This is a genomic window from uncultured Actinomyces sp. (assembly GCF_963526355.1).
GTDB lineage: Bacteria > Actinomycetota > Actinomycetes > Actinomycetales > Actinomycetaceae > Actinomyces.
On record NZ_CAUROW010000051.1, the window covers coordinates 1 to 14,978 of the forward strand.

12 protein-coding genes and 1 pseudogene are annotated in these 14,978 nt (G+C 66.4%); 1 reads left to right on the forward strand and 12 read right to left on the reverse strand.

The annotated features are described in order from the left end of the window. The 12 genes and pseudogenes from RWR81_RS09695 to RWR81_RS09750 all read right to left on the reverse strand — a co-directional run. A partial coding sequence (locus RWR81_RS09695) for an enoyl-CoA hydratase-related protein (protein ID WP_314457261.1) occupies positions 1–602 on the reverse strand: 602 nt, incomplete at its 3' end. A gap of 85 nt (positions 603–687) precedes the next feature. Beyond that, positions 688–1,359 carry a response regulator transcription factor gene (locus RWR81_RS09700; protein ID WP_314457263.1) on the reverse strand — a complete coding sequence of 224 codons (672 nt, stop codon included), beginning with the start codon at positions 1,357–1,359 and terminating at the stop codon, positions 688–690. Next, positions 1,352–2,104, reverse strand: a complete 753-nt coding sequence (locus RWR81_RS09705; protein WP_314457265.1) for a hypothetical protein — start codon at positions 2,102–2,104, stop codon at positions 1,352–1,354. The genes RWR81_RS09700 and RWR81_RS09705 overlap by 8 nt, the downstream gene beginning before the upstream one ends. Positions 2,105–2,667: 563 nt before the next feature. Then, complete coding sequence (locus RWR81_RS09710) at positions 2,668–2,862, reverse strand: hypothetical protein (protein WP_314457268.1); 195 nt, start codon at positions 2,860–2,862, stop codon at positions 2,668–2,670. A 288-nt stretch (positions 2,863–3,150) separates the two neighbouring features. After that, on the reverse strand, positions 3,151–4,416 hold the full coding sequence (locus RWR81_RS09715; RefSeq protein WP_314457270.1) for a galactokinase family protein: 1,266 nt from the start codon (positions 4,414–4,416) through the stop codon (positions 3,151–3,153). Continuing rightward, on the reverse strand, positions 4,413–5,231 hold the full coding sequence (locus RWR81_RS09720; RefSeq protein ID WP_314457272.1) for a sugar phosphate nucleotidyltransferase: 819 nt from the start codon (positions 5,229–5,231) through the stop codon (positions 4,413–4,415). The genes RWR81_RS09715 and RWR81_RS09720 overlap by 4 nt, the downstream gene beginning before the upstream one ends. Positions 5,232–5,255: 24 nt before the next feature. After that, positions 5,256–6,674, reverse strand: a complete 1,419-nt coding sequence (locus tag RWR81_RS09725) for a phosphoglucomutase/phosphomannomutase family protein (protein ID WP_314457273.1) — start codon at positions 6,672–6,674, stop codon at positions 5,256–5,258. Between the two features lie 88 nt (positions 6,675–6,762). Beyond that, a complete protein-coding gene (locus tag RWR81_RS09730; protein ID WP_314457276.1) occupies positions 6,763–7,626 on the reverse strand; it encodes a carbohydrate ABC transporter permease in 864 nt (287 codons plus the stop codon). Beyond that, a pseudogene (locus RWR81_RS09735) lies at positions 7,623–8,526 on the reverse strand (carbohydrate ABC transporter permease). The gene RWR81_RS09730 and the pseudogene RWR81_RS09735 overlap by 4 nt, the downstream one beginning before the upstream one ends. 145 nt (positions 8,527–8,671) lie before the next feature. Then, positions 8,672–9,964, reverse strand: a complete 1,293-nt coding sequence (locus RWR81_RS09740; protein WP_314457278.1) for an extracellular solute-binding protein — start codon at positions 9,962–9,964, stop codon at positions 8,672–8,674. 131 nt (positions 9,965–10,095) lie between these two features. After that, complete coding sequence (gnpA, locus tag RWR81_RS09745) at positions 10,096–12,306, reverse strand: 1,3-beta-galactosyl-N-acetylhexosamine phosphorylase (RefSeq protein WP_314457280.1); 2,211 nt, start codon at positions 12,304–12,306, stop codon at positions 10,096–10,098. Between the two features lie 97 nt (positions 12,307–12,403). Further along, positions 12,404–13,600 carry an ROK family transcriptional regulator gene (locus RWR81_RS09750; RefSeq protein ID WP_314457284.1) on the reverse strand — a complete coding sequence of 399 codons (1,197 nt, stop codon included), beginning with the start codon at positions 13,598–13,600 and terminating at the stop codon, positions 12,404–12,406. A gap of 695 nt (positions 13,601–14,295) precedes the next feature. Between RWR81_RS09750 and RWR81_RS09755 the strand changes: the two genes are divergently transcribed. Further along, the coding region (locus RWR81_RS09755) for an ATP-binding cassette domain-containing protein (RefSeq protein WP_314457282.1) at positions 14,296–14,978 on the forward strand (683 nt) is incomplete at its 3' end.

Sequence of the window (14,978 nt, forward strand, 5' to 3'; positions counted from 1 at the left end):
TTGGGCATGGTGCGGATGAGGCGCTGGACCTCCAGGATGTGGAGGCGGCCGGCCCGGGCGGTGTCGAGGCGGGCCTGAGCGGCAGCAACATCGGCCTCGTGGCTGTAGGTGCGGTCGTCAGTCTCGCCGGCGGCAGTCGGGGGTTTCTGCGAAGCGTCCGGCGAGGTGTCCCGCTCGTAACGGTAGCCGTCCCGGCCCCGGATGCGCTGGTCGCCCCCGGAGGAGAAGGCCCAACCGCCGTCGCGTGGGGAGGGGCCGTTGCCTGTGAGGATGACGGCGCCGACGTCGCCGCTCGTGCGTGCGTGATCCAGGACCCGGTAGAGCTCGTCGACGGTGCGGGGGCGGAAGGCGTTACGGATCTCGGGGCGGTTGAAGGCCACCCGGACGACCGGCAGGTCCCGCGTCCATGCGCCGTCCTCGTCCCGGACGCAGCCCCGGTGGTAGGTGACGTCGGTGAGAGCCAGTGGCCGGGGGGTCTCGTGGGGATCTTCGACGCCGGGTTCGGCATGGGGAAAGCCGGGCACCTCCCGCCAGCGGGCGGGGTCGAAGATCTCGGAGACGCGGCGTGGCAGCGGGTGGGCCGCAGCGGGGGTGCTACTCATGGCTCCAGCGTAGGGGCGTTGGAAGCGCTGAGGACTCGCGAGGCCTCACACCGTTGATCCTGCGGCCGGTCGGCTGTTCTGTCTCTCAGGTGCCTAGGGCGGAGGCGATGAGCTCGGTACGGGATGTGTGGCCGAGGTGGTGGAGGACCTCGGAGACGTAGATGCGCACGGTGTTCTCGGAGATGTCGAGCTTCCTGGCGATACGGCGGTTTGTCAGACCCTCCAGGAGGCAGGCGTAGACCTCCTGGAGCCGGGGAGGCAGCTCGGCGACCAGCTGCTGGGTGTGGGCCTCGGCGTGCCGACGGCGCTGCTCGGCCTGGTACGCGTTGACGAGCATCTCCGTGGGGCGCGAGGACATGACCGGCTCACCGCGGCTGGCCCGGAGGAGCGCGGCGGCGACATTCTCCGTGCTCTCATCCTTGGTGATGAATCCACTCACCCCTTCGGCCAACGCGTCGGACAGCATTTCATCGCGGCTGAAGACGGTGAACATGACAATGGGCATCCTAGGGAACCGCTGGTGAATGGCTTTCGCCGTCTGGGCTCCATCCATATCCGGCATATCACTGTCCAGCAGGACGACGTCGATCGGCTGCTGCCCGGTCATGAGCAGGCTAATGGCCTGCCGTCCTCCGGAGGCTGCTGCGACAACGGTGACGGCCCGCTGTGCGTCGAGCTGCTCGGCGAAGGTGGTGCGAATGACGGGATCGTCATCAACGATGAGAACTCGTAGGGAACGCACGGTGTGGTTAGGCATAAGCGGCTCCGTCCGGTGGTGACATAATGGATCTCGCATTATCGAGTGGGGGTGCGATATCGCTCCAGGGAAGGCTGGCCAGAACGGTCCAAGAGGCCCCGATTCGGTTGGAGCTCAGGGAGCCCCCGGCACTCTCGAACCGGTCCTGAAGCGCCCATAAGCCGTACCCCCCGTGCATCTCCTCGGGGACCTCTTGTTCTCGCCACGGTGAGCTGCAGCTGATGAAGAGCACGTCCTGCCCCTGCTCAACGAAAAGGGAGACGAGATCGTGCGGGGAGTTGTACTTGAGGGCGTTGAGGGTGTTCTCACGGATGAAAGCGACCAGGAGCCTGCCGGGCTCGGAGCGGTGCAGTGACGGAATTTTCTCGATACCGTCCAGGTCTGCGTCCAGAATGATCTCACGCTGGGACAGCGTGGAGGCGCTGGAGTCGACGATCTCCTGGAGGCTGGGCTCCTCCCTGGGTGGGCCCTTGGAGACTGCGAGGTTGTGGATGAGGGCGCGCAGGTGGGCGAGGGCCTGCTGGGTGCGATCCTGCAGATCGAGAATGCGATCGCGGTCATCCCCGCTGGGTAGTTTGATGGAGCGGGAGATAATGAGCATGCGGGTGAGGTCCGCGGCCAGATCGTCGTGAAGGCTGTCGGCGATGTCTCGGCGCAACTGTTGAATGAGCTCGGCGGCGATCTCCTTGGAGCGATCCGCCTCTCGTTGCATCTCCTCCAGGCGTTCCTTGGCACTGCGGATCAAAATGCTAATAGACGCACAGAAAGAACCCAAAAGAATTATGGAAACGGTTGTCAGGAGAAGGGGAATTCCTGAGATGATTTGAACGAGATAAAATAACGCAATCTGAATGATGGCCAATCGTGTTTCGTTGGCTACGAGGAGGTCGGCGACGATGGCGTAGATGAGGATCCAAGCCCAGCCTAGATATATGTTCGGAGTAATGAAAGCGCCAACTAGTACAGTAGAAAATAAGGCTACTCCGACGCGTCGGTTCTTTATGTAGGCGTATGATGTGAAGGCCAGAAGCTGGAGGGCTTCCAGGAATGCAGTAGTTTTGTTGATGTAGGTGAAAAACGTGATGACATCTAGGAGGGTTATAGAGGCGGCGGTCAACAGCAATGTCATCCGCCTGAGGTGCGGCAAGAACCTGCGGTACCGAACCCATAATGTTGAGAGAAGACTGCTTTTCTGCATTATCTTTGAGGAGATAGGGGCGTTGCCGACACTCCGCTTCTATGTGAAGTGTTTGATGTCAAAAAACTGTCACCCCTAAGGGGTGAGCTTAGGGGTGACAGAGTGGGGGATCAGTGGCGCCACCACCAGCTGGTTGATCTGTCACACCACGGCGAGGAGGGGAAGGCGCACCAGTCCAGGCGGGGCCTGCCGTATGTCGCCGGATCCTCCTGCTGAGCCGGGGAAGCGGTTGTTGCGGCGCTGGCGGGCGCTGCGAGTCCGGCCATAAGGAGGGCGACGAGGGAAATGCGGGCTAAGGTTTTCATAGGGGATCTCCTATTTGGGAGTAGGTGGGGTGTCAACGGACAATTTATCCTACCATTCTTTCCGTTTGTGGCAACTATGATCTTCGACGACTTCGATTGATTCATTTCTCAACAAAAACTGCCGAAATGAAGTCATCATCGCGGGTGTGCTTCTGGGGACGCTCCGAGTGCTTGATCGCGTCATCAGCCCCGGTGGCCGGCTCCTCGTACCCTGTTCCGTCACCCACGACACCGTGTGAGCCCGACCGTCGGATTGATGGCCCAGAGTACTGAGAACGCTCGGGGTGCTCAGGGCAGCCGGCAGGCTCCTGGCCCCGGCCTGGTCACAATCGTGGCGGCGCGCTCGGCCTCCGGAGCCCGGTCTCGATAAGTCTGAAGCCACTGGGGGGCGAAGTCCTCGGCATCATCCGCCGGAACGAGGGCGTACACGGATCCGCCCCATCCGGCTCCGAAGGAGGAGGCGCCGATGGCGCCTGCCTCACGGGCCAGGGACACCATGAGCCGGGTCTGGGGCACCTGGTTGCGCAGGCCTCGGTCGGCCAGCTCCTGGGAGCGCTCAAGGACCTCGCCCATGCCGGGGTCGGCAGCAGCGATCAGCCGGGCGCCGTCGGGAACCAGGACGAGGGACTCGACGAGGAACTGCTCGATCCGCTGCCTCTCGTAGCCGGGATCGCACAGCCTTAGCAGGTCCTTCAGTGCCGGATCGCCGGCCGCCTGCTCGCCGGTGGCGTCCCCGATCAGGTGCTTGACCGCACCGGCCAGGGAGGCGTCGGTGCGTCCGGTGGCCTCGTTCCACCTGGCCAGCACCGCCTGGACGGTGTTCGGCCCACGGTTGTAGTCCTCCAGGGCCGCACCGGTCTTGTGGGCCAACACTCCGGTCACGCCGACGACGAGCGCCCACTGGGAGGGGAAGGAGATGGTTCGGGTGATGCACATCGGGTCGAAGTCGGCCAGGAGCAGCCGGTCCTGGGCTCCGCACAGCATGCCGGTGTGGTCCTCGCTTCCACCGCGGGTGCCCACCCCGCTGGTTCCCGGCAGGTCGCGCCAGGCCCGCCCGCCCTCCACGGCGGCGAGGTAGCCGGCCAGGGACAGCCGGTCGGGCATCGACTCGATCCACCGGGGATCCGCGTCCCACCCGTTGAGGGAGGCCAGTGCCAGGGCCGTGGCGCACACGAGCGCGGAGGACGAGCTCATCCCGGAGGCCGGTGGCAGGTCCGAGGAGATGGACAGGTGGGCCGCGGTGCCCACCCCGAAATTGAGGGTGAGACGGTCCAGAACCGTCTGAAGGTAGCGGCCCCAGTGGCCCGGCTCCAGACCCGGGTCCACCCCGGCGCGCAGGGTGACCGGATCGCCGCCGTCCGTGGTGGCGGTCAGGGACGCGGGCGGCCCCGTCACACGACGCGCCCGCGCCGTGATTGCTCTGTCGATGGCGCCGACCAGGACCGAGCCGCCGGCGTAGTCAGTGTGCTTGCCCAGGACCTCGACGCGTCCGGGCACCCGCCAGGCGGTCTCCTCGGGCGCCTCACTCATCGCCTGACGCGTTCCCTGACTCACAGCGATACCTCCGTCCCGGACAGGCGGGCCTCGACCTCGCGGATGTCCTCACGTCGCGAGAGGTCCAGGACCCCGCCGGTCGCCGGCAGGACCGAGACCGGACCGGGCAGGGCGCGCACGGCGTCGACGATCTCCAGCTCGCCGCGCGGTGAGGGGCTGATCCGGCGGCAGGCGGCGAAGATCTCAGGGGTGAAACGGAAGGCGTTCATCGACACCGGGGCGTGGGCTCCGGCGGCCCGGACCACCTCCGGCGCGGGCTTCTCCACGATCTCCTCCAGCACCCCGTCGCGGGCGCGCACAAGAGCGAAGGCGGCGATCCGCTCGGCGGGGATGTTGGACTCGGCCACCAGGGCGGCGCGGTCGAAACCGGCCAGGGCGGTGCCCCGGTGGAGGGCCAGGTCGCGCAGCACCTGACGGGGGTAGTAGTTGTCCCCGTTGACCATGAGGAAGGACTCCTCGCCCACGGCGGCCTCGGCGGACAGGACGGCGTCGGCCGTCCCCAAGGGGGTGACCTGAACGGCCAGGTCGATCGTGAGTCGGGTGAGTTTCAGGGAGTCGATGTGGTGGCGGAAGTCCTCGTGCTCGGGCCCGACGATCAGAACGGCACGCTCGATCCCGGCGTCGGCCAGGGCCGCCAGGCTGTAGTCGATGAGCCGGTGCCCGCCGATGGGCATGAGGGCCTTGTAACCGCTGGCGGCGGCCGCGGCCTGCTGGGAGGTCAGGCCGGAGCCGGCCGGGCCCTCCGTCCGCATCCGGGTCCCCAGGCCCCGGGCCAGGACGACGGCGGTGCGGGTCCGGTCTGCTGCGTCAGTCATGTGGATCCTCTTCTCCTAGTCGTCTCAGGCGTCCAGACCGTAGTGGCTCGCGACGGCGGCCGCGGTCTCTCGGGCCTCGTCGCCGGTGGGCATCTCGGCGAAGACCCGCAGGAGGGGTTCGGTGCCCGAGAATCGGATCGTCACCCAGCCACCGCCCGTGAAATAGACCTTGCAGCCGTCCTCCCAGGAGACGCGCTCCACGTCATGGGTGAAGGCGGGAAGATCATGGGCGTTGAAGATGCGCTCCTCCAGTTCTGCGCGACGCTCGGAGGTGAAGCCGTAGGCGCCTTCCACCATGACGAGCTCGCCGTACCTGGCCACGATATCGGCGTAGAGCTCGGAGAGCCTCTTGCCCGAGGCAGCCACCGCCTCGACCAGCAGGGAACCGGCGTAGACCCCGTCCTTGCCGGGGATGTGACCGCGCACGGTCAGGCCCCCGGAGGACTCGCCTCCGATGACGGCGCCGGTCTCGGCCATCTTGGCGCTGATCCACTTGAAGCCGACGGGCACCTCGTAGCAGACCTGCCCGTGGGCGGCCGCGACCCGGTCCAGCAGGTGGGTGGTGGACATGTTGCGCACGGCCGGTCCCGTCCACCCCTTGCGGGTCAGCAGGTAGTCGTAGAGCAGGACCAGGACCTGGTTGGGGGTGAGGTAGGCGCCGGTGTCATCGATGATGCCCAGGCGGTCCGCGTCCCCGTCAGTGGCGATGCCCAGGTCCGCACCGGACTCGACGACGGCGTTGCGCAGGGTGGTGACGGTCCCCTCGGTGGGTGAGGGCATGCGGCCCCCGAACAGGGGGTCGTGGCGGTCGTGGATGACGTCCACCTGGCAGCGGGCGGTCAGCAGGATCGTCTGCAGACTCGTCTCGGAGACCCCGAACATCGGGTCAAGCACGATGTGCATATGAGCGTGGCGGATGGTCTCGGTGTCCAGCTTGTCGATGATGGCGTCCAGGTACCAGTTGATGGAGCGCTGGACGGTGACCAGCTCGCAGGAGCGGGCCGCATGCGGCTCGACGCTGCGCACGTCCGCCTCCGTCAGGAGTCTCACGGAGGCGGTGAGCTCGTCGGTGAACTCCAGATCGGCGTCACGGCCACCGGGCAGGAAGATCTTGATGCCGTTGTACAGGGCCGGGTTGTGGGAGGCGGTCACGGCGATCCCGTAGGCGGCCTTGAGACGGCGCACGGTCCACATGGTGGTCGGGGTCGGGGACGGGCGGTCGATGAGGGTGACCCGGATACCGTTGCCGACGAGCACCTCGATGGCCCACCAGGCGGCGGTGTCCGACAGGAAGCGGCGATCGTAGCCGATGACGACGCCCTGCGAGGCCGTGCCCTCCGCCAGGATGCGGTTGGCCAGCCCCTGGGCCAGGAGCCGGACGTTGGCCCGGGTGAACTCATCGCCGATCACGGCTCTCCAACCGCCGGTGCCGAAGTGGATCATGATGCTTCCTCTGGTGAGGCGCCGTTGCCCGGGACGGGACGGCGGGTGGATGGGGTGAACAGGGACGGTGATGGGGAGGGACGGGGACTCAGCCCTTGACGGCGCCGGCGGCCAGACCGGACTGCCAGAAGCGCTGAAGGCCCAGGAACAGCACGATCAGGGGGATGACGCCCAGAAGAGCGCCTTGGAGGAGGGCGCCGTACTGGGGGTTGAAGTAGGTCGACATCCCGTAGAGCCCCAGGGTGACGGGCTTGAGCGAGGCGGAGTTGATGGTCATCAGGGGCAGGAAGAAGTTGTTCCAGGTCGCCACGAAGATGAACAGGAAGATGGTCACCATCGCCGGGGCGAGCAGCCGCAGCACGATCGTGAAGAAGATGCGGATCTCGCCGGCCCCGTCGATGCGGGCCGAGTCGATGATCTCGTTGGGCACCGAGGAGTCGGCGTAGACGCGGCCCAGGAAGACACCGAAGGGGCTGACTGAGCACGGCAGGATGACCGACCAGATGGTGTTGGTGAGGTTCACGGCGTCGAGGACCAGGTACAGGGGGATGGTCAGCAGGGCGATGGGCATGAGCAGCCCAGAGAGGATGGCGACCTGGACAGCGCCCCGACCGGCGAACTCGAACTTCGCCAGGCCGTAGCCGGCGGCGACCGACAGGAGTGTTCCCAGCACCCCGGCGAGAGCCGAGTAGAGCAGTGAGTTGAGGATCCAGCGCCAGAAGAGCCCCTGGGTCCAGCTCATCAGCGCGCTGTAGTTGGCGGAGAAGCTGTTGCGTCCGGAGAACCACCACCCGGAAGTGGTCAGCAGGTCGGAGTTGGACTTGGTGGAGGAGATGATGAGCCAGTAGACCGGGCCGAGCATGTAGGCCAGGACAATGACCAGGACCGCGATGGTCAAGGCCCGTGCGGGGATCGACGGACGCAGTGAGCGGGGGGTGTCGGTGGGCTTCACTTGTCGATCCTGTTCTGCACGAGGGCGTAGATGGCGGCCAGGAAGCCGGCCACCAGGGCGATGAGGACGGAGACAGCGGAGGCCGGGCCCGAGCCGGACGGCGAGAGCGCACCGGTCATCGAGTTGTAGGCCATCATCATCGGGGTGTAGTCCAGCCCCATCCACTGGTTCTGGCTGTACAGAACGGTGGGCTCGTTGAACAGCTGCACGGTTCCGATGATCGAGAGCAGAACCGCCAGCAGGGAGGCGGAACGGACCATGGGGATCTTGATGTGCCGGACGATCTGCCATCCGGTGGCGCCGTCGATGCGAGCGGCCTCGTAAAGCTCGTGGGGCACTGCCTGGAGCGCCGCCAGGAAGATGAGCATGTTGTACCCGGTGAAGGTCCACGTTGTGATGTTCGCCATGGACCACAGGATGATGTTCCTGCCGAAGAAGTCCACGTTCAGGCCTATGAGCCCCAGCAGCTCGTTGAGCGGGGAGAAGCTGGGGTTGTACATGTAGAGCCACACGATCGCGGCCACGATCCCGGGGATCGCGTAGGGCAGGAAGAAACCCAGACGGAAGACCGTCACCCGCTTGACCAGGAGGGAGTCGAGCACCAGCGCCAGGGCGAGGGCCGCCAGGATCATGACCGGGACCTGGACGACGCCGAACAGTAGGACTCGTCCCATCCCCCTCCAGAAGGCGGGCTGCCCCGCGGCCTGGGCGTAGTTGTCCAGACCGACGAAGCTGCTGACCTTATCCCCGCCGCCGTAGAGGTCCGAGCCCGAGGCGACGTCGCGGAAGAAGGACCGGTAAGACCGACACCACGATCGGAATGAGGAAGACGAGAGTGAACATGGCCATGAACGGAGTCACGAACCCGATACCCGCCCGGGCCTGCCTGCGCCTGCGCATCGAGGTGGTACGGATGGCGGAAGGGGCTGTGGCCCGGTCAGGTACCGATGGGACGGGGGAGTAGCGCCCCGTTGTCGTCGTACTCATGGTGCTCTCACTTCGATCGTGGTGCCGATGGCTGCCCGAGGGCCTTGCTCGACCGCGCCTACTCGGCGACGGGAAGGTTGGCGTCCTTCAGAGAGCTGACAGAGGTCTTCTGGGCCGCCTGGAAGATGTCATCGACCTTGCCGGTTCCCTTCCCGGCCGCCTCGGCGGCCTGAGTCATGGGGTCCGCCAGGGAGGGCCAGGTCGGCATGAAACCGAACTTGGAGTTCACGGCCGCGTTGGCCTTGGTGAACTCGGCGTAGACGTCCTGTCCCCCGAAGAAGGTGGAGATGGACTGAGGGGTCTTCACCGGTGCCTTCGCGGTGAGGACCAGTCCCTGGGTGGCCAGGTCGTCGACCTGAGTGTTGAACCAGTCGTTGAAGGCCATGGCCCCCTCGGGGTTGGAGCAGCCCTTGAGGACGGCCACACCGGAGCCGCCGTCAGGACCGGACATGGGTGTGTCACCGAAGGCGGGCAGCTGCGCTACCGACCAGGCCCCGGCATTGGGGGAGTCCTTCATCGTGTCGGCCAGAAGTGCACCCTCCCAGGCGGCGCCGATGGTGCCGATGAGCTGCTGGTCGACCAGAGCCTTGCCGAAGGCGTCGTCCCAGCGGTTGGCCACGAGGGCGGCCTTGGAGTCCAGGACACCCTGCCAGAAGGTGGAGACCTTGGTGGTCTCCGGGCTGGACACGTTGACCTTCCACTTGTCATTGTCGGCGGTGAACCACTGGGCGCCTGCGGCGGCCGACTGACCCGCCAGGGTGTTGGGGGCCTCGTCGGGCTCGAAGGCCACGGCGTACTTGCCCTGGGCTGCCGCCTTCTGCGCGACGTCGGTCAGCTCCGCGCTCGTGGTGGGCACCTTCAGCCCGAGCTGATCGAAGGCGGACTTGTTGTAGAAGTAGACCAGCGGGCCGGAGTCCTGCGGCAGGCCGACGGTGGTCTTACCCACGGTCATCAGCGACATCGACCCCTCGGAGAAGTGGTCCTTGTACTTCTCCGCCTGGCTGGACACATCGGCCAGCAGACCGGAGGAGTAGAGCTTGGGGATCTCGGCATAGCCGACCTGCGCCAGGCAGGGACCGGTTCCGGCCTTCACGTCGTTCTCCAGCTTGACATTCATGTCCGGGGCCTTGCCGTCGAACTTGGTGGCCTCGACCTTCATGTCGGGGTGCTCGGTGTTCCACCGGGCCACGATGTCGTTGACCTTCGTCATGCCCTCGCCGTCAGGAAGGCGGTGCAGGTAGCGGATCACTCCGCCGGATGCGGATGAACCGGATGAGGAGCTGGTGGCCGAGCAGCCTGAGGCGAGCAGCGCCAGGGCGAGCATTGAGGCGGCCAGGGCGTGTTTCTTCATGGGATCTTCCTTCTTCGTCATTGAAAAGAGGCCGGCGGGTGCCGGAGGGAGTGGGTGAGACGGGGCGGCGACATGACACCGTCAGCGCGCGTCCGCCTGCGGGACACATGTGGAAACTCGAACAAGGGTGCTCACTGCGTCGCAGCGGTGAGCCACTGGTGGCCTCCTTCCTCCAGACGCACTGTCCGGGGGCCCTGAGGCGTCGGCACCGTCGTGGTGACGGGCTCGAGCGCATTGTTGATGACGAGGGTGGTGCGTCCATCGGGGTAGGCGGCCACCTCCACCCTGGGGTCGAGGGCGGCCCAGCTGGGGAAGTCCTCCTCCTGGCCCGCGGCCCAGAAGACCGCCCGGTGCAGGAGTCGGGAGTTCTGGGCGCAGTAGGGCAGTCCCGTGGCGTACACCGCTCTGCCCCGGCCCAGCTCGTTGACTGCGAGGCGGACCTGGCCGTTCGTGGCGTCGAGCACCTGGGTGGTGGGGCAGGCGACGACGACGTCGGGGGTCCCCTCTCCGTCATTGAGACCCTCGGTCAGGTCCTGGGTGATGAAGTGCTCCTGCACCGTGGGAAGAGGACGACGCGTGCCCAGGCCCCAACCGATCTCGCGGTCGACGCCCAGGACGTCGGCGAGCTGGAAGGTGACTCCGTGGGCGGGGTGAGCGCTGGGAGCACCCACCCCGATGAGGCCGCCACCGGCGGCGACGAAGGAGCTGACCGCGGCGATCAGGTCCGGATCCGCCCACTGCTCGCCTCCGGAGAAGGCGGTGCCCTCAGCGCCTGCGCAGATGAGGACCTTGACGTCCTGGGGGATACCGGTGCGAACGTCGTCGAAGGACAGGAACTCCACGTCCAGGGGCAGACCCGACAGCGCCTCGAGGACCCCCAGGTAGGTGTAGGTCTGGCGGTACCACAGCGCGTGCGCGACCATGTGCGTCATCCAGGAGCGCAGGCGACCCCACGAGTTGATGACCGCGACCTTGAAACTGGGGGTCAGTGGTCGGCGTCCTCCGGAGCGCTCGTGGATGGAGCGGAACTCCGTGACGATCTGCTCGATGCGGTCGATGAAGTCGGGGTGCTCGACGGCCAGGGACAGGTAGCCGCCGTAGCCGATCCGGTCCAGGGGAGACCGCACGATGGCGCGCCGGGCCTCCAGCCAGCTGCGGTTCGCCTCGGTGACCGGGTCGCCGCCCGGGTGGAAGACGTCGGGGAAGAAGTAGGGCAGGAACCGGCCCTCGGTGTAACGGACGTGGGGGATGTCGGCGATCATCCTGCAGGTCGCCCCTGAGCCGACGGAGCCGACGACGGCGTCGATGCCGGTGGCGGCGAAGTGCTCGCCGTAGGGCTCGGTGCCGATCCAGTTGTCCCCCAGGAACATCATCGCCTCCTTGCCCTGGGCGTGCACGGCGTCGGTCAGCTCGCGCACCCGGGAGGAGACGAAGCGCTGCTGGAAGTCGATCCAGTCGCGGAAGGCCCGGGTGGGAACCCGGAAGGGGGAGTTGTAGTACCCGCCGTCGACGAAGTCCTCGGCGCTGAGGCGGTAGCCGTACTCCTCCTCGAAGGCCTCAAGGGCGGGGACGCTCACCGAGGCGGAGTAGCCGAACCAGTCGACGTAGCGCTCAGCGGCGTCGGCACCGTAGACGAGGGTGAAGTGGTAGAAAAAGGTGGTGAAGCGGACCACGTCCACCTCGGGGTGTGTGGAGAGCCAGGCACTCAGGTGGGAGCGCACATGGGCCCACGTGGCCTCATGGCGCACGTCGAAGGGCTTCTCCCTCACGCGCGAGGGGTCGTCGTCCCAGCCGTTGGTGAGGTAGTTGTACATCTGGGTCGGGTCCCAGACCTGGGTCGCCAGGAAGCTGACGGTGTAGACGTGCCCGGCGAGTGCCTCGTGCACGGTGACCGTGCGCCCATCGGCCTCGATGCTCCACGCCGCCCGGGGCAGCTCCTGGCCGGTGGTGCGGTCGTGGACCTGCCACCACCGCGAGACGTCACAGCCGGTGTCCGGTCGGACCTGGTCGGCGAACCAGGGGGCCAGCAGGTCGATGCTCACAGGGCCGTCGGTGGTGACCGTGACTCGGTCGGACATGAGGAAGATCCTGGTGGCCTCCTCGGGGTGGGCGTCCGCCCAGGCGTTGTCACCGCGTCCGACGAAGTAGGTGGAGTAGACCCTGGTGGCCAGCTCCGAGACGATGTCTGGCAGCTCGGTGCCGTCGGAGTTCCTCACGGCGTCGGCGCCCAGACGGGCGACGAGGGAACGGACCTCCTCGTCCATGCCGGTCTGGATCGGCAGGGTGAGGCGTCCCCTGTCCTGGGTGGGGGCCTGTGGCACGGGCTGGGTCTGGGGAGACATCAGCACTCCTTCGGGCTGAATAGTCTGAACTCCGAACAAACTACAGCATGCGCTGGCCGACCGCTACTGGCGCGGCGGTTGATAAATCCGACGGCGGTCAGATGCCTCGTCCGAGATCGACTAGGGAGGGGTTGTCGAGTACGGACTCCAGCGCGACGAGGGCCGCCCCGTGCGACGACGCCCACTGACCCAGGTGGGAGACCTCCACGCTCACTCGGGCGCGCTGGTCCAGGAGGCGAGCCTCCAGGGCTGCGGTGGTGGGGGAGAGGAATACGTCCGCGAAGGTCGCCAGGTAGCCCGACAGCACGATCACTTGGGGGTTGAGGACGTCCGCCAGGATCGCCAGCGCATGTGTGAGCGCCTGCTGAGACAGCCCCAGTCGCTGCGCGAGCTCGGTGTCCCCGGCGTCGAAGCGCCGGCGCAGGATCTCGATGCGCTCCTCCAAGGAGGTGGTCTCGTCTCGCACCGCATCGCCTGATGGGTATGCCGACGTCAGTGCCTGCAGGCCGGAGCGGGTCTCCCAGCAGCCGCGTCGCCCGCATCGGCACGCAAGGCCCTCGGGTTCTACGGGCATGTGCCCGACCTCGCCGGTCAGGCCCAGCCAACCCCGAAGGAGGTGGCCGTCGGCGATGATGCCCGCACCGATACCCTCCCCGCCCGACAGGTAGAGCAGGTTGCGCACCCCGGCGTCCGCATAGCGCTCGTAGGTGGCCAGAGCGGCGAGCTTGGCGTCGTTCTCCAACGTGATGGTAGGGATGTCCCTGCCGGCACCCATGTGGCGGGCGATTGCGTCACGGACCTGTTCCGCCACGGCGACGTCGTGCCATCCCAGGGTGGAGGAGTAGCGCACGGTGTTGCTGGTGTAGTCGATGATCCCGGGCTGGGCCAGGACGATTCCCGGAACGGTCGTGCCCTGCTGCGCCAGTCGGTCCAGGGCGTGAGACAGTATGGTGCCGATGTGCTCGACCATCTTGTCGGGGTGGTGCCCGGTGTCGCCTACGAGCTCGGAGCTGCGCAGGATGACGTTCCCCGTCAGGTCCGCGATGGATAGGAGCAGGGAGGCTCCACCGATCTCCAGACCGATTCCCGCCGCCGCATGCGGAGCCGTGCGCAGGCCTGTGCTCGGTCTGCCGACGTTGCCGGACAGATCGGGCTCCTCCTCGATGAGCAGTCCCCGTGAGCACAGCTCGGCCACCAGAGTCGACACGGTCGCTTTCGATAGTCCTGTCTCACGGGCCAGGCGTGTGCGTGACAGCGCGGGGCTCGCTTGGAGATGGCGCAGGATGAGTGACATGTTCGAGATGCGCACATCGGTATGGGCCTTGGGGCCCTGCGTCCCTGGACCTCTGAAGAATCCCCGAGGGGGCAGTCCGTCCGCCGGGGTCCATCCTGCAGCAGGCACGCCGGCCGCCTCCTCCGCTGGTTCTCCGGGTCGTGATCGTGCCCCTCAGCCTAGTGATGCGGGGAGGGTGGCCGACCCCGCTTCGAATGGGCGGTCGGCGGGATCGGTGGAGTTTCGGCATCCTCTCCCCGGTGGTGCGGCCGTGCGGGCAGAGTCAAGACTGAAATGTGATTATTTTCACTTTCAACTCCTTTGAAATCCTCCAGTTGCGGAGCTTCATTTTGTTGGTTATGTGCGACCCCCGTGTTCTCGATGCGCGTGGTTGCTGGAGATCCCTGTTATCCAGGAGCGTTTCAATCATTTCCGGCATTGCGGGTCTGTGAATCCCGGTCCCGGTCCCGGGGTGGTCCTCACTCGGTTCTCCGGGCGTCTCCCGGACCACGCTCATAAGCCTGTCAAGGCCTGAAGGCCCGTGAATCTGTAGGTTCTGGACTGTAGTCAAATTGACCGTCGGAGCGCTCCGCAGCACCATGAAACGGGCTTGCCGCCGTCTCGAGCGCCCTGGAAGAGGTTCTCCAGCTCGTCTTCCGGATCTCCTTCCGGATCTCCGTGCGCGCAAGCCCAGGAGCTAGATCGCGAGGAGTGCTGTGAAAGTCATCGAGGCCAACCACGTCTACAAGGTGTTCGGTCGACGACCGTCCGACGGCGTCAAGAGACTCAAGGCCGGCAAGACACGTGACGACCTGAGGAAGTCGGGGCAGACCGCCGCCGTCATCGACACCTCCTTCGACGTCGACAAGGGTGAGATCTTCGTCGTCATGGGGCTGTCGGGCTCGGGCAAGTCCACGCTCATCCGCATGGTCAACGGCTTGCTGCCCATCACTGCGGGCAGCATGACCCTCTACGGGGAGGATCTGGCCCACATCTCCAAGCCGAAGCTTCGAGATCTTCGCCGCAAACGCGTCTCCATGGTCTTCCAGAACTTCGCCCTCCTGCCGCACCGGACAGTGGGCGAGAACGCCGCCTACGGCCTGGAGGTCCAGGGCGTGAGTCGCTCCGAACGCGAGCGTCGGGCCGAGGAGGCCCTGTCCATGGTGGGCCTTGAGGGGTGGGGTGACTACAAGCCGGGCGAGCTCTCCGGTGGGATGCGGCAGCGCGTGGGCCTGGCCCGCGCCTTAGCGGCAGAGACCGACATCCTGCTCATGGACGAGGCCTTCTCCGCGCTCGACCCGTTGATCCGTCGCGAGATGCAGGACCAGCTCATCGACCTCCAGGGCAAGCTCGGCAAGACGATCCTGTTCATCACCCACGACCTCAACGAGGCCATGCG